At 55.9% G+C, this 18,401-nt stretch carries 17 protein-coding genes and 1 pseudogene; 4 read left to right on the top strand and 14 right to left on the bottom strand.

From position 1 onward, the window contains the following. Window positions 1-133: 133 nt before the first annotated feature. From cysC to AC4G46_RS05570, 12 genes are all read right to left on the bottom strand, one after another. Window positions 134-1,435 carry an adenylyl-sulfate kinase gene (gene cysC, locus AC4G46_RS05515; protein WP_491127038.1) on the bottom strand — a complete coding sequence of 434 codons (1,302 nt, stop codon included), beginning with the start codon at window positions 1,433-1,435 and terminating at the stop codon, window positions 134-136. Continuing rightward, window positions 1,432-2,304, bottom strand: coding sequence for an STM4011 family radical SAM protein (locus AC4G46_RS05520; protein ID WP_491127039.1), 873 nt, complete (start codon window positions 2,302-2,304; stop codon window positions 1,432-1,434). Before AC4G46_RS05520 ends, cysC begins: the two co-directional genes overlap by 4 nt. Then, on the bottom strand, window positions 2,301-3,935 hold the full coding sequence (locus tag AC4G46_RS05525; RefSeq protein WP_491127040.1) for an STM4012 family radical SAM protein: 1,635 nt from the start codon (window positions 3,933-3,935) through the stop codon (window positions 2,301-2,303). The genes AC4G46_RS05520 and AC4G46_RS05525 overlap by 4 nt, the downstream gene beginning before the upstream one ends. Before the next feature lie 68 nt (window positions 3,936-4,003). Further along, window positions 4,004-4,789, bottom strand: a complete 786-nt coding sequence (locus AC4G46_RS05530) for an STM4013/SEN3800 family hydrolase (RefSeq protein ID WP_491127041.1) — start codon at window positions 4,787-4,789, stop codon at window positions 4,004-4,006. Between the two features lie 20 nt (window positions 4,790-4,809). Continuing rightward, the gene (locus AC4G46_RS05535) at window positions 4,810-6,087 is read right to left on the bottom strand and encodes an STM4014 family protein (RefSeq protein ID WP_491127042.1); all 1,278 of its coding nucleotides are present in this window, start codon (window positions 6,085-6,087) and stop codon (window positions 4,810-4,812) included. After that, window positions 6,084-6,929 (bottom strand): STM4015 family protein, encoded by an 846-nt coding sequence (locus tag AC4G46_RS05540; protein ID WP_491127043.1) that lies wholly within the window; start codon window positions 6,927-6,929, stop codon window positions 6,084-6,086. Before AC4G46_RS05540 ends, AC4G46_RS05535 begins: the two co-directional genes overlap by 4 nt. Window positions 6,930-7,077: 148 nt before the next feature. After that, window positions 7,078-8,487 carry a nucleoside recognition domain-containing protein gene (locus AC4G46_RS05545; RefSeq protein WP_491127044.1) on the bottom strand — a complete coding sequence of 470 codons (1,410 nt, stop codon included), beginning with the start codon at window positions 8,485-8,487 and terminating at the stop codon, window positions 7,078-7,080. After that, entirely contained in the window at window positions 8,465-9,196 is a 732-nt protein-coding gene (locus tag AC4G46_RS05550; protein ID WP_491127045.1) for a FeoB small GTPase domain-containing protein, read from the bottom strand. The genes AC4G46_RS05545 and AC4G46_RS05550 overlap by 23 nt, the downstream gene beginning before the upstream one ends. Continuing rightward, the gene (locus AC4G46_RS05555; RefSeq protein WP_491127046.1) at window positions 9,193-9,447 is read right to left on the bottom strand and encodes a FeoA family protein; all 255 of its coding nucleotides are present in this window, start codon (window positions 9,445-9,447) and stop codon (window positions 9,193-9,195) included. The genes AC4G46_RS05550 and AC4G46_RS05555 overlap by 4 nt, the downstream gene beginning before the upstream one ends. Before the next feature lie 1,123 nt (window positions 9,448-10,570). Next, the gene (locus tag AC4G46_RS05560) at window positions 10,571-11,023 is read right to left on the bottom strand and encodes an SRPBCC domain-containing protein (RefSeq protein WP_491127047.1); all 453 of its coding nucleotides are present in this window, start codon (window positions 11,021-11,023) and stop codon (window positions 10,571-10,573) included. A gap of 112 nt (window positions 11,024-11,135) precedes the next feature. After that, the gene (locus AC4G46_RS05565; RefSeq protein WP_491127048.1) at window positions 11,136-12,095 is read right to left on the bottom strand and encodes a helix-turn-helix transcriptional regulator; all 960 of its coding nucleotides are present in this window, start codon (window positions 12,093-12,095) and stop codon (window positions 11,136-11,138) included. A gap of 33 nt (window positions 12,096-12,128) precedes the next feature. Next, window positions 12,129-13,286, bottom strand: a complete 1,158-nt coding sequence (locus AC4G46_RS05570) for a phosphodiester glycosidase family protein (RefSeq protein WP_491127049.1) — start codon at window positions 13,284-13,286, stop codon at window positions 12,129-12,131. A 224-nt stretch (window positions 13,287-13,510) separates the two neighbouring features. Between AC4G46_RS05570 and AC4G46_RS05575 the strand changes: the two genes are divergently transcribed. Together AC4G46_RS05575 and AC4G46_RS05580 are read left to right on the top strand one after the other, a co-directional pair. Then, window positions 13,511-14,092: a histidine phosphatase family protein gene (locus AC4G46_RS05575; protein WP_491127050.1), complete on the top strand. Its 582-nt coding sequence runs from the start codon at window positions 13,511-13,513 to the stop codon at window positions 14,090-14,092. Window positions 14,093-14,232: 140 nt separating this feature from the next. Next, on the top strand, window positions 14,233-15,084 hold the full coding sequence (locus AC4G46_RS05580; RefSeq protein ID WP_491127051.1) for a GGDEF domain-containing protein: 852 nt from the start codon (window positions 14,233-14,235) through the stop codon (window positions 15,082-15,084). Between the two features lie 79 nt (window positions 15,085-15,163). On the opposite strand, the gene AC4G46_RS05585 is transcribed toward AC4G46_RS05580, so the two are convergent. Continuing rightward, window positions 15,164-15,901, bottom strand: a complete 738-nt coding sequence (locus AC4G46_RS05585; RefSeq protein WP_491128800.1) for a glycerophosphodiester phosphodiesterase — start codon at window positions 15,899-15,901, stop codon at window positions 15,164-15,166. A gap of 123 nt (window positions 15,902-16,024) precedes the next feature. Beyond that, complete coding sequence (locus AC4G46_RS05590; protein ID WP_491127052.1) at window positions 16,025-16,636, bottom strand: hypothetical protein; 612 nt, start codon at window positions 16,634-16,636, stop codon at window positions 16,025-16,027. A gap of 147 nt (window positions 16,637-16,783) precedes the next feature. Between AC4G46_RS05590 and AC4G46_RS05595 the strand changes: the two genes are divergently transcribed. Together AC4G46_RS05595 and AC4G46_RS05600 are read left to right on the top strand one after the other, a co-directional pair. Beyond that, complete coding sequence (locus tag AC4G46_RS05595; protein WP_491127053.1) at window positions 16,784-17,245, top strand: NanQ anomerase/TabA/YiaL family protein; 462 nt, start codon at window positions 16,784-16,786, stop codon at window positions 17,243-17,245. Window positions 17,246-17,449: 204 nt separating this feature from the next. Beyond that, window positions 17,450-18,373, top strand: a pseudogene (locus tag AC4G46_RS05600) (helix-turn-helix transcriptional regulator). The last annotated feature ends 28 nt before the right edge of the window (window positions 18,374-18,401 follow it).

Here is an 18,401-nt window from a genome sequence, read left to right on the forward strand (position 1 = left end):
CGAATTTTATCTGATCCGTATAGTAACCGTAACCTGTCAGAACGTGTTATTTCTCGCAGCAGCACTCCATCCAAAGTAACCAGCCATAAACAAACCGAGCCCAGTCTGGGTGAGCAGACAGGGCGCGGTTTGTTTATTCGTTTAGCCGTAGTGAGGTATGTTCCGTAAGCCAGGCTAATAACTTGGTTACACTTTCCTCTGGCGTTTGGCCCGACGTATGGAGCGTCAGCTCGGGACTGGGCGGTATCTCATAAGGATCGGAAATCCCGGTGAATGAGGGGATTTCTCCACGGCGGGCTTTGGCATACAGTCCTTTGATGTCCCGGGCTTCGCAGATATCCAGTGGACAGTCTACATAGACCTCGGCGAAACGCGGGAGAGTCCGGCGGACATAGTCGCGCATCTCTGCATAGGGACTAATGAGTGAGACAACTGTAACCACATCGTGGCGGTTCAGTATTTCAGCAAGGTATACCGCCCGGCAGATATTCTCGAACCGGTCCTCCCGGCTGAAGCCGAGGCCTTTGCCAAGCACGCGCCTCAGCTCATCTCCATCGAGCCACTCAGCGGCAATGCCTAGCTTATTCAGCCTGTCCGTCAGTATAGAGGCAATGGTCGATTTGCCTGCACCGGACAGACCGGTCAGCCAGATCGTCATGCCTTGACCTGCGGCGTCAGTTGTCCTCCCGTCACTAGTCACACCAATCCCGGCATTTGCTTGGCTTACCAAACCAACAGTAGTCACAATAGTCGCATCATCCGCCTGGCTTACCGAGCCAACAGTAGTCACAATAGTCGTAGTATCCGCCTGGCTTACCAAACCAGCTGTAGTCACAACAGTCGCATCATCCGCCTGGCTTACCAAACCAGCTGTAGTCACAATAGTCGTAGTATCCGCCTGGCTTACCAAACCAGCTGTAGTCACAATAGTCGCATCATCCGCCGGGCTTACCGAGCCAACAGTAGTCACAATAGTCGTAGTATCCGCCTGGCTTACCAAACCAGCTGTAGTCACAACAGTCGCATCATCCGCCTGGCTTACCAAACCAGCTGTAGTCACAATAGTCGTAGCATCCGCCTGGCTTACCAAACCAGCTGTAGTCACACTAGTCGCATCATCCGCCTGGCTTACCGAACTAACGGTAGTCACAATAGTCGCATCATCCGCCTGGCTTACCGAACCAACTGTAGTCACAATAGTCCCATCGTCCGTCTGGCTTACCAAACCAGCTGTAGTAACTATAGTCTCATTATCCAGCCGCTCGGCCGTGCCGGCAATCCCGTCATCAACCCGGTGTGCAACATTATCGTTAGCTGCTCCCGACCCAACATTCCCTAAGGTTTCTGCCTCAGCACCTGCCGCCCCAGTCCCGTCAACCTCCAGAGCCGCAGCACCCTCATGAGCCAATCCGTCACCTTTGACATACGTCCTCATCCCGTCACCTCCGTTAATCCATAGGGTATCCGCTCCAGCAGGCCCGGACCGTAGACCTGCTCCAGCTGGAGTTCGGGCATATGGATGTAGCCGATATAGCAGTCGCAGACCTTCATCCGGCAGCTCCGCTCAGCGGCGAGGCCCTCAAGGCCGTCGCGGTAAAGATTGCCGATGACCCCGCGGTCCTTATAACAGCGTTTTACAGTGCCGGCACCCTGGACATAAAACACATTTTTGCCGGCGTTGCAGCTTCTGCCCAGGCTCTCATAGTCGGCAGCATTAATGTGAAAATGCGGGTCGATACCGCGCAGATAAGCGAAATCCTCCGCTGAGTAATAATCCGGCTTGTCCTTGTAGGCGTTCACCCACATGTAGATCTCCTCCGGCAGGGCGGACCGCAGCGAAGCAATCGCCGGAAAAGCGCTGCGGATTCCCACACTGCCCACACTAAGCGGAATCCCCTGCTGATGGACGGCCATGCACTGGGCCAGAAATTTGTCCTCACTAACCTGCCCCGGGTGATACGTAGCCCAGAAGGCAGCTGTGGCAGCATTCAGCTCCGGCAAAAAGGCAAGGTTAGCCGACAGATTGGTCTGAATCGCCACCTTGTCCACATGCGGGAGGTGGGAGAGGGTGACAAGCGCATCTTTGTACCAACGGTGGATCAGTCCTTCACCATAGGGATTGAAAAAGATGGACAGCCGGTGCCCCGCTGCACCCTGCTCCGCAGCCCATCGGACAAAGGTTTCTACACCCTCGCGGTCTTTGGCCAGTGTTGCTGCGCTGTCTCTGGTTTTGCCGAACGGGCAGTAGGGGCAGTCATAATTGCAGGAGGTGAGGGCCCCCCGGTAGTAGAGAACGGCATTCATGGAAAAATAAACCCTTCCATGCGCTCCCGGATGTCACCGGAGATGAACCAGTCACCGATTGAGTCGGAGTAACCCAGACCCTCGGCGGTTAAGCGCAGAATGCCGTCCCGCTCCCGGCCAGGAGCGGCCCGGTTAATTCCCTCCTGAATGACATCCCGTGCATCACTCTGACTCACACGCTGATCCCCGTCCTTATCCTCCCGGAGCCCTTTGGCCTGAGCTGTAACCCGGACATTCTCCCGATAAAAATGCAGTCCGCTGCTCTGAGCTTCACGGTGCCCCTCATCCCGGGCGTCACCCCGGTCCCCAATAGGAGACTCGGCCATATTTCCGCCACGATCCTCACGCTGCTCCACAGCCTCGGCCTCATACTGCAGCTCACCCAAGCCGCTCTCCAGCAGCAGGCCAAGCTCGGGATAGTCGTCCCACAGCGAAGTAGAGAAGCGTTCGCTGTAATCAGCCAGCCGCAGACCCTCGCTGTGCAGGATGGCCTTCAGGATGAACCGCCGCTTCTGCTCGGCCAGACTCAGCACAATGCCGTAATCAGCCGTGTCATAACGCTCCGCTGACACGTAGTCGGCAATGATGCTTTCCGTTGCCTTGCGGCTGACTCCGTAGCGGGAGGCGTAATGCACCTCCCGGGTATAGGAACGGGCGCCGCAGCCGAGCCCGACCATGCCTTCTTCCTGGCAGCTGTAGTCAAGGATGGCCTTGTCTGTACCTGCTTCTTCTTTGGCGAACCGGCGCATCGAATACTGGCGGTATCCGTGTTCAGCAAGCACCCTGCAGGCGGCAGTATAACACTCATGCCGCAGATCCTCGTGGCGCAGCAGATCGCCTGGCTTAACAATCGTATGCTCGCGGGTGTAGAGCGGATAGATAAAAATCTCCTGCGGCTCATGCAGCAGAGCCTGACCCAGCGAGTACAGCCAGGAATCCACCGTTTGGCCCGGCAGCCCGTAGATCAGGTCGAGATTGAGGATCGGGAACTGGTATTTCCCGAGCAGCTCAAGCGCCTGGTATACCACCTCAGGATTCTGCGGACGGTATATAGCTGCCGACTCGGTAGCAACAAAGCTCTGAATCCCCATGCTGACCCGGTCAACGGTGTTGTCTTTGAGGACAGAGAGCTTTTCTTCCGTAATCGTCTCAGGTGAGGTTTCTACCGAGATCGAGGCCCGGGCGGTGTCCAGCCCCATGATTTCCCGGGCAATCCGGAACAGCCGGCTCAGCTGCGGCGCGGCCAGAAGGGTCGGCGTACCCCCGCCGATTGCAAAGCGTGCATACGGCTTATGGCCGGTAAAAGCCGACCACTGCCGGGCCTGCCGCTCCAGCGCATCGACATAGCGGGCGTGAACATCGGCGCGCTTGTCCGGAAGAGTGAATAGGTTGCAGAAGCCGCAGCGCGCGCCGCAGAACGGGATATGCATGTATAGAAAGAACGTTTCCGCAGGCTCATTCAGCCACAGCTGCTCCAGAGAAACAGGCGGCTGAAATTCGCGGTAAGCGGTTTTGTGCGGATAAGAATAGAGATAATTGCGGTATGGATTAGACGTAATCTGCTTTTTCCATTGCTCGGCCTCCCCCGAAGAGAGAGAAGGTCTTACGCCATTTGTACTGGGTTGCTGCAAAAAGTTGCCGGTAGACGTCATACGTTTCTCCTTTCATCCGGATTGAACCGGTAAACCAGTGTGCCAGGTTAGAGGATGAACTCCCGGTAAGGGACATTCCATACCGTCTCATGCGCCAGGCGGTGCCCCTCATAGCCGTCTTCCCCGTAGGCGGTGCCATGGTCTGAAAAAGCCATGCAAAAAACCGGATTGCCGCGTTCCCGGAACCGCGCGAATAACCGTCCCAGCTCCCCGTCGGCATAACGCAGTGCGGCACGCTGGCTGTCCACGGAATCTTTTCGGGCACCCGGCAGGAACATATGGTTAGGCCCGTGGATGGCAGACACGTTGAGGAACAGGAACAGCCGCTGATCCAGCGGGGTGTTGTCCAGTACCTTCAAGGCATGATTCACCTGATGCTCCGTGGAGCGCGGATTCGTGACACCGAAGGTCATCCGCCAGTAGCTTTGCTGGAAATAACCGGGCAGGATGCGGGCTAAGGGCACTTTTTTGGTGAAAAAAATAACCCCGCCGATGCACACTGTACGATAGCCCTCTCCGGCAAGCCCGGATACAAGATCCGGGGTGTCGAACAGCCAGGTGTGGGGATGGGTTTTCAGGCCAGTGTTCCTGGAATGGAACAGCCGCACATGCGAGGCCTTATCCGTGTTAGCGGGAGTCGGCAGGAAGCCGCCAAAAAAAGCATGATGTGCAGCGTAGGTGAAGCTGCCGGGGGTATGCCTTTTCTCCCAGGAGCCGGTGCCGCACAGATTGGGACAGTTCGCCTCCTCCAGGACAGCAGCGTCGTAACGCAGGGTATCGAGCGTAATCATCAGAATGTCATGGGTGCCGACGATGGTATTCATATCTGTCATAACTGTTCATAGCACCCTTTCTAGGTAGATAGATTCCGGTATTCCATCAGCTTCTTCATTTCCCATTCGTAAGTGCTGAAACCCTCATATTTAACATCGTACAGCAGGTCGCCAAAAGGATTCACATCAGCTACATAGGTGCGTCTTGCGCCGGCTGACCCTGACGAGACGAGAACATCAATGCCGGCGACCGCGGAGCGGGGAAAAGCGGCCAGTGCCTGTACGGCGGTTCGCCGTACCTGTTCCTGCTCCGCTTCTGTAAGTCCGGCCTCCAGAGGTGTCATCCGCCGGCTGCGCAGGTGCAGATTCGTAATCGGTGTAGTGCTGACCCGGGCTACAGAATGGCCGGCTTCACCAAGGACGACCAGCTGGCGGATATCGAACGATACCCCGGCCGATCCTGCCTTGGGAATCCATTGCTCGGCATAGGCGCCGTGACTGTATAGCCAGTTGATAATTTCCTTCAGGACTGCAAAGTCTGTGTAGCGCCGCAGCTTCCCGGCATTATAGTACACGGGGGGACGGGTAATGTACTGCTCGACCCCGATTGTGGTAACTGCCAGCTCGGCCCCCGTGGCCGGGTTGATCTGATAAGCAATGACACCTGAAGCGGCTGAGCCGCAGGCCAGCTTGATGAAGACCCGGTGCATCCGCTTAGCCAGCATCAGCTCCCGGAGGGATTCATAGCCGGCTAGCGGCTGACTGCCGCCAAGCGGCCGCGGGACCGGAACGCCGGACGCTGCCAGAAGCTGCTGCGTCCGGCGTTTGTCTGTCATCGCGGCAATATCGCCGGGATGATTCTGCCAGCGGGCTGCCGGCAGAAGTGCGGTGGCTTCGCGCTGAATCCTGGCCAGCAGCCGGCAGTAGCCGCGGAACCACTGGGACGGATGATGCAGCACGCCTGGTATATCCTTCAGCCGGCCGGCGGCCTTCACACTCAGCGGGTAGGGATCGCGCTGCTGCGCGAAGAGGTTCAGCGAGTCATCCTGCTCCGCGGCATCCGGGGCGCCGAGAGCAATAAGGGCCCGCTCGGCTTCGAAGCTGCCGCCGGGCGACTCCAGCCGCAGGAGCGGGGCAGCCTGTGCGGCCGGTATTTGCTGCTCCGCTTGCTCAGCCGTCAGTCCGGCTGGTGCTTGGCGCTCCAGCAGCTCCGCCAGCGAAGCACCCTGCAGCAGCTCATGGTACGAAATGAGCAGAGCAGGGGGCAGCCCAAGCCTGCTGCGTGCCTGCTGAATCCCGGCGGAACGCTTGTCGCCGGGGCTGCACAGCAGGATCAGCGGCTGCGCTTCCTGCATCATTCAGTGATGGACGGATAACGCCAGTCTTCATCGTCATCGCTTTTCTGCTGGTCGCTGACATCCACCGGCAGACCGCTGGCCCGCCAGCGGGTAATCATGTTGTCCGACATATAATGATAGCTCAGGTTCAGCGCCTGCAGCTTTTTGATCCGCTCACTGGCTAACAGCGCCTCCGCGCCTTTGTCACTAAGCGTTCCAAGGGAAAGATCGAGCGTATGAAGCTGGTCGAGGACTGGTGCATCAGCCAGGGCTTCGGCAATCTCGTCCTGAATCTCGCTGTTTTTCAGTCCCAGATAAGTCAGCTGCGGGAATTTGCCCGGCTCAATCAGGGGCAGGAGATCTTCGAGACTGCCGTCAAATCCATAGTTATCGACGCCGAGGTAGAGCTCCAGCTTGCGCAGGTTCGGCAAAGAGCCGGCTGCGATCTCGGCGAGCACTTTTTTACTGAGACCGCCTGTAATAATAATGAGTTCCTCCAGCTTGTCATGCTGCAGCTTGCTGAGGCCAAGATCTGTTCCGCCTTGAATAGTGAGTGATTGAAGCTCGGGGTAGGCAGGGAGCAGGGGGGAGAGATCGGTCTGCGTAATCCACGAAATTTCACATTCCTCAAAGCTCATGTCCCCGATAAACAGCTTGCGCAGGGCCGGAAAGCTTCCGCTGTGTTTAACAAGAGCCTCCACAACCTCATCCGAGCTGTTCTCGTAGGCCTGTCCCCAATCCCCGATGATGAGGCTGGTCAGCTGCGCAGCTTCAGGGCTGGTGCTAAGGCGCTCAATCTCCGTATTCATTCGTTGGCCGTCTTCATATTCGTCGTATCCGACAGCAAGCTTTACTTCCGTCATCAATAATCCCTCCCGGAAAATGTTGGATTCAGTTTCACCCTAACATCTGGGCAAAACGGAGTCAAATGGCCTGGGAACGGTATTTCAGCTAATGGACGCAAAACACCCGCCCCTCCCTGTTACGGGAGAAGCGGGTGTGTAGGATAACTCAGGCCCAGCCGAGCAGCCGGGCGATCTGTGCGATGGCAAAGGTAACGCCGATGGCGATACCGAGCGGAATGACGGCGGAGAGCACCGCCCATTTCAGGCTTTTGGTTTCTTTGTAGATATTGACCAGCGTGGTGCCGCACGGATAGTGAAGCAGCGAGAACAGCATCATGTTCAGCGCGGTCAGCCAGGTCCAGCCGTGGCTCACAAAAAGCTCCTTGATGCTGCCGATGCCCTCAACGTCAACCATTGCACCTGAGGACATGTAGCCCATGAGCAGGATCGGCAGCACAATTTCATTGGCAGGCAGCCCGAGAATGAAGGCCATAATGATGAAGCCGTCCAGACCAAGCAGCTGGGCAAAAGGATCGAAAAATGCCGCCATATGATTAAGCACACTGTCCCCGCCGATGACCACATTGCCAAGGATCCAGGTGAGAATGCCGGCCGGAGCAGCGACGACAATGGCGCGGGTCAGCACGTTCAGTGATTTTTCCTTGGAGGAGCGGACAATCGTCTTCCAGATCTGCGGGCGACGGTAAGGCGGCAGCTCAAGCGTGTAATGGGTCGGCACACCGCGCAGCATCGTTTTGGACATGACCCAGGATACCGTCAGGGTGACGGTAATGCCGACCAGCACAATCCCCATCAGTACAAGAGCGGTGGAGAAGGTGCGCAGCGCGCCTGTTGCAGAGGCACCGACCATGAACAGTGAGGACAGCAGGATCAGCGTCGGCCAGCGTCCGTTGCACGGCACGAAGTTGTTGGTCAGAATGGCCAGCATCCGCTCCCGCGGCGACTCGATAATCCGGGTGGAGAGAATAGCGGCGGCGTTACAGCCGAATCCCATCGACATGGTCAGGGCCTGCTTGCCGTGTCCGCCGGATTTTTTGAACAGACGGTCCATGTTAAAAGCGACCCGCGGCAGATAGCCGAAATTCTCCAGCAGCGCAAACACGGGGAAAAAGATCATCATAGGCGGCAGCATGACGCTAATTACCCAGGAGGTGCCCCGGTACAGTCCCAGAACAAGCACGCCGTGCAGCCAGGCAGGTGCATTCACCGCTGTGAAGCCGGAGGTCAGATACCCTTCGATCCAGCCGAAAAAAGAAGCCAGCCAGCTGGACGGGTAATTCGCCCCGGCGATCGTAATCCAGAACACAAGGCCGAGCCCGGCAAGCATGATCGGGAAGCCCCAGAGCTTCGAGGTAACGATCCGGTCCAGCTTGTAGGTGCTGCTAAGCTTCTTTTTATCCTGATAGTTGACCGCCTCACGGCAGATGCCTGCTGATACTCCGTAGATACCGGTGACAATCTCATCGCGGATTGCGCCCTTGTCGGCCAGCTTCCGGGCTGCTGTCAGCAGGGAATCCAGCGGATCGGGACCTTTAATGGCATGCGGTGACTCCATGGCCGGCTACCTCCTTATGCGCAGGACTTGTGCTGCGTCCCATATGGGTTTTGAGTGAGCTCAGCAGACTGCTGTCACCGTCCAGCAGCCGCAGGGCAATCCAGCGTGCCGGATAACGGGAGCCTACGGTCTGCTCCACCAGCGGCAGCAGCTCGGCAATGCCCTGCTCGATCTCATCGCTGTAGGTAATCTTAAGCGGCTTACCGGTAAAAGCGCCTGTCGCCACGCGCTCCAGCTGATCCAGCAGTTCCCCGATTCCGGTCTGGTTGCGCGCCGAGATGGCCACAACCGGAACGCCGAGCTGCTTGGCGATGGCTTTCAGATTGATGCTGATGCCCAGCTTCTTCGCTTCATCAATCAGGTTGATGCATACAACAGCCCGGCCTGTAATCTCCAGCACCTGAAGGGCTAGGTTAAGGTTGCGCTCAAGCGAAGTAGCATCCAGCACAACCAGCGTCACATCCGGCTGCTCAAAAATAATATAATCCCGGGCAGCCTCCTCATCAGCGGAGTTAGAGTACAGCGAGTATGTGCCCGGCAGGTCAACAGCACGGTAGACATGCTGGTTGTGGGTAAATTCGCCCTCGGCGGTAGTCACCGTCTTGCCCGCCCAGTTGCCGGTATGCTGGCGCAGTCCGGTCAGCAGGTTGAACAAAGTGCTTTTCCCCGTGTTGGGATTGCCGGCAAAAGCGACAGTATAATGGCTCATCTCTCCTCACCCCCAAGCAGTTCCCCGTAGATCAGCGAGCTTTCTTCCCGGCGCAAGGCAATCGTTGTATTGCTTACCCGAAATGCGACAGGATCTCCAAGCGGGCTGCGCCGCAGCACCTCCACGGTATTGCCGGTGACAAAACCGAGGTCAAGCAGTCTTCTTCGCAGTACGCCCTGAACGTCAATGCCGCTGATGCGCAGCAGGCTGCCGTTCGATGCTTCAGACAATGGAATAGCGGCTCCAGCCATAGCAGCTCCTTCTTTCCTTATGTTTTATGTGTATAGAGCTTAGATAAGCATCTATTATGCATAGGTGATAAAATATTGTTCCTTGCCACAATATTAGTATATGTAAACAAATTTGTCCTTGCAACAATAAAGTTTCCTTGGGGAAAGATTGGTGCGGGATAACTCGCCCATTTTGCACCCCTTCCTACGTTTCTCAGCGCAAAGGCGGGGATGAAGGGTAAAAGGAGCTGTGACGGGTGTGGTGGATTGGCGGGGTTGGAGGAGAAAGGTTACTGATTCCGGCTTAAGCGGTGAGGTGGCGGGGTGAAGAGTAAATAAGATTTGTGACAGGTCTGGTGGAATAGCGGGGGTTGGAGGAGAAAGGTTGCTGATTCCGGCTTAAGCGGTGAGGGGGCGGGGTGAAGAGTAAATAAGATTTGTGACTGGTCTGGTGGAATAGCGGGGTTGGAGGAAGTAAAGTTGCGGCTTCGGCTTAAGCGGTGAGGTTGCCGGGTGAAGAGTAAAAAAAGTTGTGTGTGGCCGGTCTGGTGGAATAGCGGGGGTTGGAGGAGAAAAGGTTGCTGATTCCGGCTTAGGCGGTAGGGTGGCGGGGTGAAGAGTAAATAAGATTTGTGACTGGTCTGGTGGAATAGCGGGGTTGGAGGAGAAAAGGTTGCTGATTCCGGCTTAGGCGGTGAGGTGGCGGGGTGAAGAGGCAGGTGTATGTGTTCGGAGCAACTAAGTTTTCCCGGTTTTATTGGGACATTCAAGCTAATAAGCGGTTACGAGAGCTGAGTGCAGCGTCCGAACATGAATTTAGTTGGATTATTGCTATCTAAATGAAGTGGAAAGTTGATTCCAATCCAATGTAGTTGGAAAAAAGCTATCTATTTTGTGCGAAATGTTGCTTTATGAGGGGATTCGGCTGATTTAAGTGTGCTTTTTCCAACTAATGTCTTCAATTTGGCCGATTTTGCTGATTTAAGTAGCTTTATTCCACTTAGTTTATAGTGAGCGTCGCCTGAACTGAAATGAAGGGCAAAAATACCCTTGATTTCAGCTCAAGCAGGCAAACAGCCGAAATGAAAGGCAAAAATGCCCTTCATCCCGGCCCAAGCAGACAGGTTGAGCGCCTGCCTGCTGCTTAGCCGCCAAAATCCAGCGTTCTGCCGGTTTCGGCTAAGGTCTTGGTGTTGCTGAGGATTTGCCACCAGGCACTGTCACTTGGCGCGTAAGAAGGATCGTCCGGATGCCAGCCGTCATGAATCAGTATCAGCTTCGTGCAGCCGCCGATGGGCGACAGCAGCCAGGAGATGACAGATTCATAGGGTTCACCGTCCTTTACATAGGAGGGGCCGGCCTTATGCGTGAACCGCAGCGCCTCCTGCGGCTTGTATTCCAGTACTGTTCCATATACATGCACCGTTTCGTCACCGTCGGCTCCCGGCCCTACATACTCAAGCGGCTCTCCCTCCGCGAAGCTCGACCGGATACTGCTGCCGTAGTAGATCTGACTGACTTTTCCGGGAGAAACGAGACAGTCCCAGACTGCCGCAGGCGCCGCGCCAATATAGAATTCATACCTAAGTTCCTTCATGTATTTTCCTCCTCAAGGTTATGTTCCTCAGTATGCTTGCAGCGTACCTCTTTCACACGGACAATATACCAAAAAATCACTGACAGCTACGGTCAGTGATTTCGGATAAACCTTATGACTCCGCATAATAAGCGGAGATATCGGCAGCTGCTGCTGCAAGCTTCTGCTTCAGGGCAGCAGGCTCAAGGATGCTTAGCGATCTGCCGTAGGGCAGCAGAAAGTACGGCGCATAGCGGAGCAGCATGATCTCGTCCAGCAGGAAGACGGCCTCTCCGGGCGTGCGCTGCTCCAGTGAATGTCCGAACAGCCAGTGGCTGCACAGATCATTCAGCACTTCTTCGCTGGAGGCGATCACAACCCGGACAAGTGCAGCCTGCTGGTCAGGACCCGGCAGAAGGCTGTCCAGAAGAAACTGCCGTGCCGAGAAGCCCTCAGGCCGGATGAAGACACCGCCGCTCCGCTCAAGCTGCCCAATCCGGTCTACCCGGAAGCTGCGGACCTCCCCGCGCTGATGACAGAAGCCGGCCACATACCAGCGGCCCTTCCAGTGCACCAGCCCGTAAGGATCGACGGAACGCCGGGAGGCTGCCTGCCCGCTGCCTTTGCGGTACTCCATCTGCACGGTCAGCCCGGCCGCGGCGCACGCCTCCAGCTCCGCCAGCAGCGGAGTCAAAGGCACAGAAGGGGCATGGAGCATCTCCATGCCGGACTCATGGCGCTGCATCTGCAGCAGCTGTTCGTCATTGCTGTAGCGCTTGAGCTTGGCGATAGCGCTGTCCAGCGCCCCGATGTACGGGTAGCCGCTGCCTTCGGCGAACGCGGCGGCCTGTACAAGCGCCCGCCGCTCATCGTCATCGAAGAAGAGCGGGGCCGCGCTGAAATGGTCCGGCAGCCGGAAGCCGCCGCCCGGTCCGGCATCGGCAATGACCGGCACGCCGCTGGCGCAGAGCGCATCGATATAGCGGTAGACGGACCGCACACTGAGCTCAAGGGCTTCGGCCAGCTCGGCGGCGGTTCTTTTGCGCTGCTGCAGCATCCAGAGGATAGACAGCATGTAGTCAGCTTTGGACATCGGGCACAGGCCTCCCGTCAGAAAAGGATGGGATTACCGGGTAACGACCAGCGCGTTGCTGATCAGACGTCCCGGGGTAGTCAGGTATTTGCCGTTGTAATACAGGCCGCTGGAGGCTCCGCCGTCCAGATTCATTGCCTGGTAAGCACCGGCCTGCTTCATGATCTGGGCCAGCTGCGGGATGGTAGCCCCGCCGGTAGTCAGCAGAATCAGCTTGTGGTCACGGGTGATGCCCAGCGCACTGCGGGCTCCGCCGCCGGTTAGAATTTTCGGGTCCTTGAAGCCTTCGGCGGCGACATTCAGCGAGACACTGCCGTTCACCAGCAGCCGCGGGCCAGCCTGCAGTGCGCCCTCAATGCTGCCGCTCTGGTATCTGGCGCTGAATTCGCTCCCCGGAATCAGCTCTGCCAGCAGGTTGCGGTCATAGGCAAACACAATCCGCTTGTCGCCAGGGCTGTTCTTGAGCATTTTGCCGCCGCTGATAATATACCCGTAAGGGGCTTTGTAAGCCCCGTTAGTATAGGCATCAAAGAAAGTGCCGTTGATCGCTGCGACAGCTCCGCTGCGTTTGGCAATGCTGCCGAGCGCTTCCGTCTTGCCGACCGTATTGCCCGCAAGCACAGCATCAAGGTGGACTGAAGGATGCATCAGGGGAATGGTGACGGTCTGCACGCTGAATGATCTGGAGCCGACCTTGTATGTATGCTTCGCGCTGACAGCTGCCGGCGCATCCGGTTTAATCAGGGAGCCGCTTAACACCGGCAGAATTGCTTCTTCTCCGGCGGATGACAGGGTGACGGAACCCTGCTCTTTATTCCACTTCAGTGTAATTCCCATTGCCGTACTGACAACGGACAGCGGCACATAAGTTGTACCGTTTGCGCTGAAGGGCAGGGCAGTCAGGGTGACGGATTTCCCGTTGACGGTTGCCCGGGCCTGTCCTGCTTTAAGCAGAACGGAAGCTTTTTCCCCGGATATTTCAATCTCATTAGTACCAGCATTCAGAACCGAGCTGATTCCGAACAGGCCGTTCAGGAACCGAAGCGGGATATAGGACTGGCTGGCTTTGTCCACAAAGACGGCGTTTTTGGGGGCGGCAGAAGCAGATGCGGTTGAACCAGGCTGAAGGGACGGCAGGGCGGACAGCATAAGCAAGAGAATGAGGCAGACGGCGGTACATTTCTTAAACATGAACAGAATCTCCTTTGACTTCAAACGGTATTTCCTGTATATCAGGATGAATGTGGAACCTGCCCCAGAATGATGCATCCGGAGCCACTTAATCATAGCGCTGCCTATATATATCGTCAATTTACGGAGAAAGGGTTAATGTGTCCTGACGCATGCGTCCCGGCAGGCTTTTCGTATATAATTTAGGGAATCGATTTCAATCTGTAATAAAGGCGGTTGCACCAATGACAACAACGATAGGTCTAATCCGGCACGGCAGCACTTTATGGAATAAAGAAGGCCGTATCCAGGGACACACGGATAATCCGCTTGATGAGGAGGGCTTGCAGCAGGCAGCTGAAATCGCCGGCCGGCTTAGCGGGGAGGAGTGGGAGCTGATCTACTCCAGTGATATGCTCAGAGCGAGACAGACCGCTGAGATCATTGCTGCCAGGCTGGGCCTTCCGGTCGCAGGGCTGTTGCCCGGTATCCGGGAGATGCACGGCGGTCTCCTGGAGGGCACGACGGAACAGGAACGAGTGGAGCGCTGGGGCAAGGAATGGAGAACGCTTGAGCTTGGCCTGGAGACCAATGAGTCAGGCCGGCTCCGGGGGAGCAGGGCCATTGAGGAGCTTGCCGCGCGTCATCCGGGCCGGCGTATACTGGTAGTCAGCCACGGGGCGATTCTCCGGAGTACGCTTGGCGGACTTGTGCCCGGGCTGGATTTGAGCCGGCTGCTGAAGAATACTTCGCTCACCCGGATCATAAAGTCAGGCGGAGCCTGGACCTGTGACCTTTACAACTGTGTGGAGCATCACAGCATTTAACCGGGATCTGCGCTGCCGCTTGCACCATCCAAAAGATTCCATGGAGAATCAGACCCCGCCTGCCGATAATAAGCATAATACAGTTCACCTGACAGATTACGTCATTGCTTAATTAGAAGTAAAAGGGAGTGCTCCTATTCATGGAAGAATCGCGAAATTATATGTTTACTATATTCTCAGTTCTCCTCGCAGCAGTGACAGCCTACTCCGTTCTCCGGACCGGACGGAATTTCGCGGCCAGAAGCCAAAAAGCCCGTGCGCTGCGCACGAGCCTGATCATTCTTATGCTAAGCTGCGGATTATGCGGCATGCATCTGTTCGGCCTGCAGGCTGTACCTGGCTTTAGTCCGGACGGCGTCAGCCTGCTTGCCCCGCTGGTGCTTTACTCGCTGACCCTGGCTTTTTTGATCTGGCTGTTCCACCGTACAGGCCTGATCATGGCTGAAAGGGAACACCTTAAAGAGCTGGCTTACAGGGATAGCCTGACCGGGCTGTTCAACAAGAACGGCATGGATCATTTCTGGGATCACTGCAAGCCTAATGAGCAGCTGGCTGTATTATACCTCGATCTGAACCGCTTCAAGTCGATCAATGACAAGCTTGGCCATCATGCCGGTGATTTGCTGCTCCAGGCGGTCGGCGGCACGCTGCAGCAGTTTTCCTGCAAGGGAAAGCGGCATATTTTCCGGATTGGCGGCGATGAATTCGTCATCATTGCCAAGCGCTGCAGCTATAAAGAAGCCGAACAGCTTGCCCTAAAGGTCCTGGAGAGTACCACCCGCACCTACCAGCTGGAGCATCATGAGCTGTTCGTGTCGGCCAGCGTCGGCATTACGGCGAGCCAGGGACGGGTTGATCCCGGACGCCTGCTGAAGGAGGCTGATTCCGCCATGTACAATGCCAAGCAGCTGGGCAGAGGCCGGTATGCCGTCCACAAGCAGGGCAATGTCATCAAGCCGGTAAGCTGGCTGGGCAGCTCCAAAGCCAATTAAATGCAGTGCTTTAATACAAAGAGTCCGGGCAGCGCAGCCAGTTTACAGGCTGCAGCCCGGACTCTTTTTTACAGCAATATTACGCCTGTCTGTCGGCCAGCAGTCCGGCCAGCACATCCGGATAGTCAGTGATTATGCCGGCGACTCCGGCGGCTATCAGGGATTTCATCACTTCACGATCATTGACGGTCCACGGGTGGTAAACCTTGCCCTGCACAGCCGCCTCGGCTACGAATTCCGGCAATACGGCAGGATGATAGGCGTGCAGCGCATCCGCATTCAGGCTGTCCGCGTAGTCCCACGGACGGTACAGGCCCTCCGAATACAGAATCCCTGTGCGGATTTCCGGGGCAAGGGATTTACAATAGGCCAGCGAGTAGTGATTGAAGCTCGACAGCACCACACGGTCACTCATACCGTAATCGCGCACGGCGGCGATAACCTTTTCCTCCATCCCGGTATACAGGAATACCCCGTTCTTCAGCTCTATGTTGAGCACGGTATCCCGGTCCTTCAGCAGATCCAGCAGCTCCTCCAGCACAGGCAGACGTTCACCGGCGAATGCCGGCCCGAACCAGGAACCGGCATCCAGCTCCAGCAGCTCGCTAAGCGTCTTATCCTTAACCAATCCGTCAGCTCCGGCTGTCCGGCGAAGATGCTCATCATGTATAATGACCAGTCCTCCGTCAAGCGACATCTGGACATCTGTTTCAATTCCTGTAGCTCCAAGCTCAAGCCCTCTGCGGAATGCCGCCATCGTATTCTCCGGGCAGACTGCGGATGCGCCGCGGTGCGCAAAGTTGATGATGCTGTTCATACGTTGTTTTCCCTCCGGCTTATGGATTTCCTGCTCCTGCTTGCTGCAGGCATCTATTCTCTTATTCCACATCTCTGTACGAAACCCTGTCCGTCTCAATCAATTTGTGCCCCGGCCCGGGAGTTACGCCGAAACAATCTCGCGGATCGCTTCATGCACATGCTGAACCTCTGAGAAGGCCAGGGTGTATTCCCGATCCGATTTTCTGGCCGGGGCTATACCGGGAAGGAAGGGGATGGACAGAACGGGTGTATCGGCGCTGCTGAGGTAGATTTTGAGTGTGAGCTCGTTGACTTCCTCTTCATCTGCTGGAATGGCATCTGCAGGGTTTCCGCTGTGATTTTCAGTTTCAGGACGGCTGAGTCCATAGCTGTTTTTTCTGGCGCTGCTTGTGATCCGGCTTGTCTTGCTGACTTTCGTGAGGGTCAGGGCATTCTCGACGATCTCTGAACCCAGTATGGTGTCAAAAGTGTACAATTGCGCCGTCGCATGCTCTGCCTTGCCGGGACTACAGCTGCCGATGGCCAGCGTTCTGCCGGCTTCATCCAGAGCGATCATGTGCGACTGGTCGGGGGTGACGAACCGCCGGGGAAAATTTAAATTAAAGGAGCCGAGTGCACGGGCCAGCCTGGTCAGATTGGATGAGGAATAAGAGAGCCGGAACCTCAGCACCGCAGCCGCCAGCAGCAGGCTTACCCCCAGTACGGCGAACATGTACATCAGGAAGATCAGCATATTTACGCCTCCTACAAGTTTTGTGAAGGTTGCTAGTATTAGAATATGCCGGGGAAGCGTGAACAAATGCATAGCTGCGGACTGTGGAATCATTTATTCTTTTTTTGTAGGCCGCGAGAGGCGGTAATAAATCAGAGATTGCAGGAGATGATCGGCTTGATCGTAGACACACTGGGACATTTGCTTGAGAATGAGGCTGCTTACGGGGAGAAGATCCAGGCGGGGCTGCACTTTTTGCGGGATACGGATTTCAGCGGACAGGCGGCAGGACGCCATGAAGTTAATGAGAACATGTTCTATTTCATTAACGAATATGAAACAAAGGATGCCGGGGAATGCTTCTGGGAGGCGCACCGGATTAATCTGGACCTGCACTATATTCTTGAAGGTACGGAGCGGATCGGCTATGCAGCCATTGAACAGCTGGCGGTAAAAGAGGAATACAGTGCCGAGAAGGACGCGGTGTTCTTCACGGGTGAACTGCAATCAGCGGTAACCGCAGGGCCGGGGGCGCTGGTGGTCTGCTATCCGCAGGACGGCCATATGACCGGAATTGAAGCCGGCGGCAAGGAAGCGGTGCGCAAGGTTGTGCTGAAGATAAAGCTGTAGGATACAACTGCAAAGCATATGTTAAGGAGGGAGCCGGATAGGCTCCTTTTTGCGTTGTCCTTTTTGCGTTGTCCTTTTTGCGTTGTTACTGTGGTCGTCCAGGCATTTGTTTTTGCTTACAGGGATAAGGTACGATAACTGTAAGATACGGCATGATTATCATAATCCGTAGAAAAAGAACCACACGCACAAGGAGCCGCACTTATGAGCATCTATCTCGAGCTTCCGGATGTGGACAAGCATTTTCCGTTTCGCAGCCTCATCTGCGGCGGGGACGAGCTGTGCTATCCGCACTGGCATAAAGAAATCGAAATTATTTACGTAACTAAGGGAAGACTAAATCTGGGAATAAATGATACTCCAATCCGTATGGAGCAGGGAGAAGTGTAGTTTATCAACGGCGGGGACGTGCATTATTTTCTCGCTTCGCCGGAGAGCGAACGGGTAGTGCTCCAGTTCGACTTGAGCCTGTTTCAGGAGCTGGCAGCCACCTGCGGCAATGATTTCTCGCTGCGCGAGGTGTTCACGGCGATGGAGCATTCCAGCTCAGGCTGGCCCCGGGAAACGGCCGGGCGGATGATCTCCCTGATCGAAAGTATATATGAGGAGGACACCCGGCGCGGGGAAGGGTACGCCTATCTGATCAAAGCCCGTTTATTTGAGCTGCTGACGGTTATTTTGCGGGAAGTGCCCAGGAATAACGCCGGCAGGCTGCCGAAATTCTCGGAGGACACTTTGTCCCAGTCCCGGGAGATGCTGGAGCGGCTGGAGCGGATTTTTATCTATGTCGAGCAGCATTACCAGGAGCCGATTACCCTTAATGAGGTGGCCCGGCATATGGGCTTCAGCCCTTATTATTTTACCAAGCTGTTCAAAAAGCATACCGGCATGACCTTCGTCGCCTTCCTCAATGAATACCGGCTGAACAAAGCCAAATGGATTCTGCTCAACGAGGACCTGCCGATGTCAGCCGTAGCCGAGTCTGCAGGGTTTGGCAGCGTGAAGACGTTCCACCACTTTTTCAAGTCGGCAACCGGCATTTCGCCGCTCAAATACCACAAGACAATATTCAGGAATAACAGGGCAAGAATGCAGGAAGAAAGCGCTTCTCAGGATTTGTATGATTAGAGGCAGAGAGTTCACAACAAACGTTGGA

The sequence above is a fragment of the Paenibacillus sp. fava2 genome (assembly GCF_058313675.1).

What these genes read in the sequence shown, in the direction of transcription:
- AC4G46_RS05570 (WP_491127049.1), bottom strand. Translation starts at nt 13,286, where the DNA reads ATGTTTAAGAAATGTACCGCCGTCTGCCTCATTCTCTTGCTTATGCTG.
- AC4G46_RS05530 (WP_491127041.1), bottom strand. Translation starts at nt 4,789, where the DNA reads ATGACAGATATGAATACCATCGTCGGCACCCATGACATTCTGATGATT.
- AC4G46_RS05565 (WP_491127048.1), bottom strand. Translation starts at nt 12,095, where the DNA reads ATGTCCAAAGCTGACTACATGCTGTCTATCCTCTGGATGCTGCAGCAG.
- AC4G46_RS05545 (WP_491127044.1), bottom strand. Translation starts at nt 8,487, where the DNA reads ATGGAGTCACCGCATGCCATTAAAGGTCCCGATCCGCTGGATTCCCTG.
- cysC (WP_491127038.1), bottom strand. Translation starts at nt 1,435, where the DNA reads ATGAGGACGTATGTCAAAGGTGACGGATTGGCTCATGAGGGTGCTGCG.
- AC4G46_RS05590 (WP_491127052.1), bottom strand. Translation starts at nt 16,636, where the DNA reads ATGCTGATCTTCCTGATGTACATGTTCGCCGTACTGGGGGTAAGCCTG.
- AC4G46_RS05555 (WP_491127046.1), bottom strand. Translation starts at nt 9,447, where the DNA reads ATGGCTGGAGCCGCTATTCCATTGTCTGAAGCATCGAACGGCAGCCTG.
- AC4G46_RS05535 (WP_491127042.1), bottom strand. Translation starts at nt 6,087, where the DNA reads ATGATGCAGGAAGCGCAGCCGCTGATCCTGCTGTGCAGCCCCGGCGAC.
- AC4G46_RS05540 (WP_491127043.1), bottom strand. Translation starts at nt 6,929, where the DNA reads ATGACGGAAGTAAAGCTTGCTGTCGGATACGACGAATATGAAGACGGC.
- AC4G46_RS05595 (WP_491127053.1), top strand. Translation starts at nt 16,784, where the DNA reads ATGATCGGCTTGATCGTAGACACACTGGGACATTTGCTTGAGAATGAG.
- AC4G46_RS05520 (WP_491127039.1), bottom strand. Translation starts at nt 2,304, where the DNA reads ATGAATGCCGTTCTCTACTACCGGGGGGCCCTCACCTCCTGCAATTAT.
- AC4G46_RS05580 (WP_491127051.1), top strand. Translation starts at nt 14,233, where the DNA reads ATGGAAGAATCGCGAAATTATATGTTTACTATATTCTCAGTTCTCCTC.
- AC4G46_RS05575 (WP_491127050.1), top strand. Translation starts at nt 13,511, where the DNA reads ATGACAACAACGATAGGTCTAATCCGGCACGGCAGCACTTTATGGAAT.
- AC4G46_RS05560 (WP_491127047.1), bottom strand. Translation starts at nt 11,023, where the DNA reads ATGAAGGAACTTAGGTATGAATTCTATATTGGCGCGGCGCCTGCGGCA.
- AC4G46_RS05550 (WP_491127045.1), bottom strand. Translation starts at nt 9,196, where the DNA reads ATGAGCCATTATACTGTCGCTTTTGCCGGCAATCCCAACACGGGGAAA.
- AC4G46_RS05585 (WP_491128800.1), bottom strand. Translation starts at nt 15,901, where the DNA reads ATGAACAGCATCATCAACTTTGCGCACCGCGGCGCATCCGCAGTCTGC.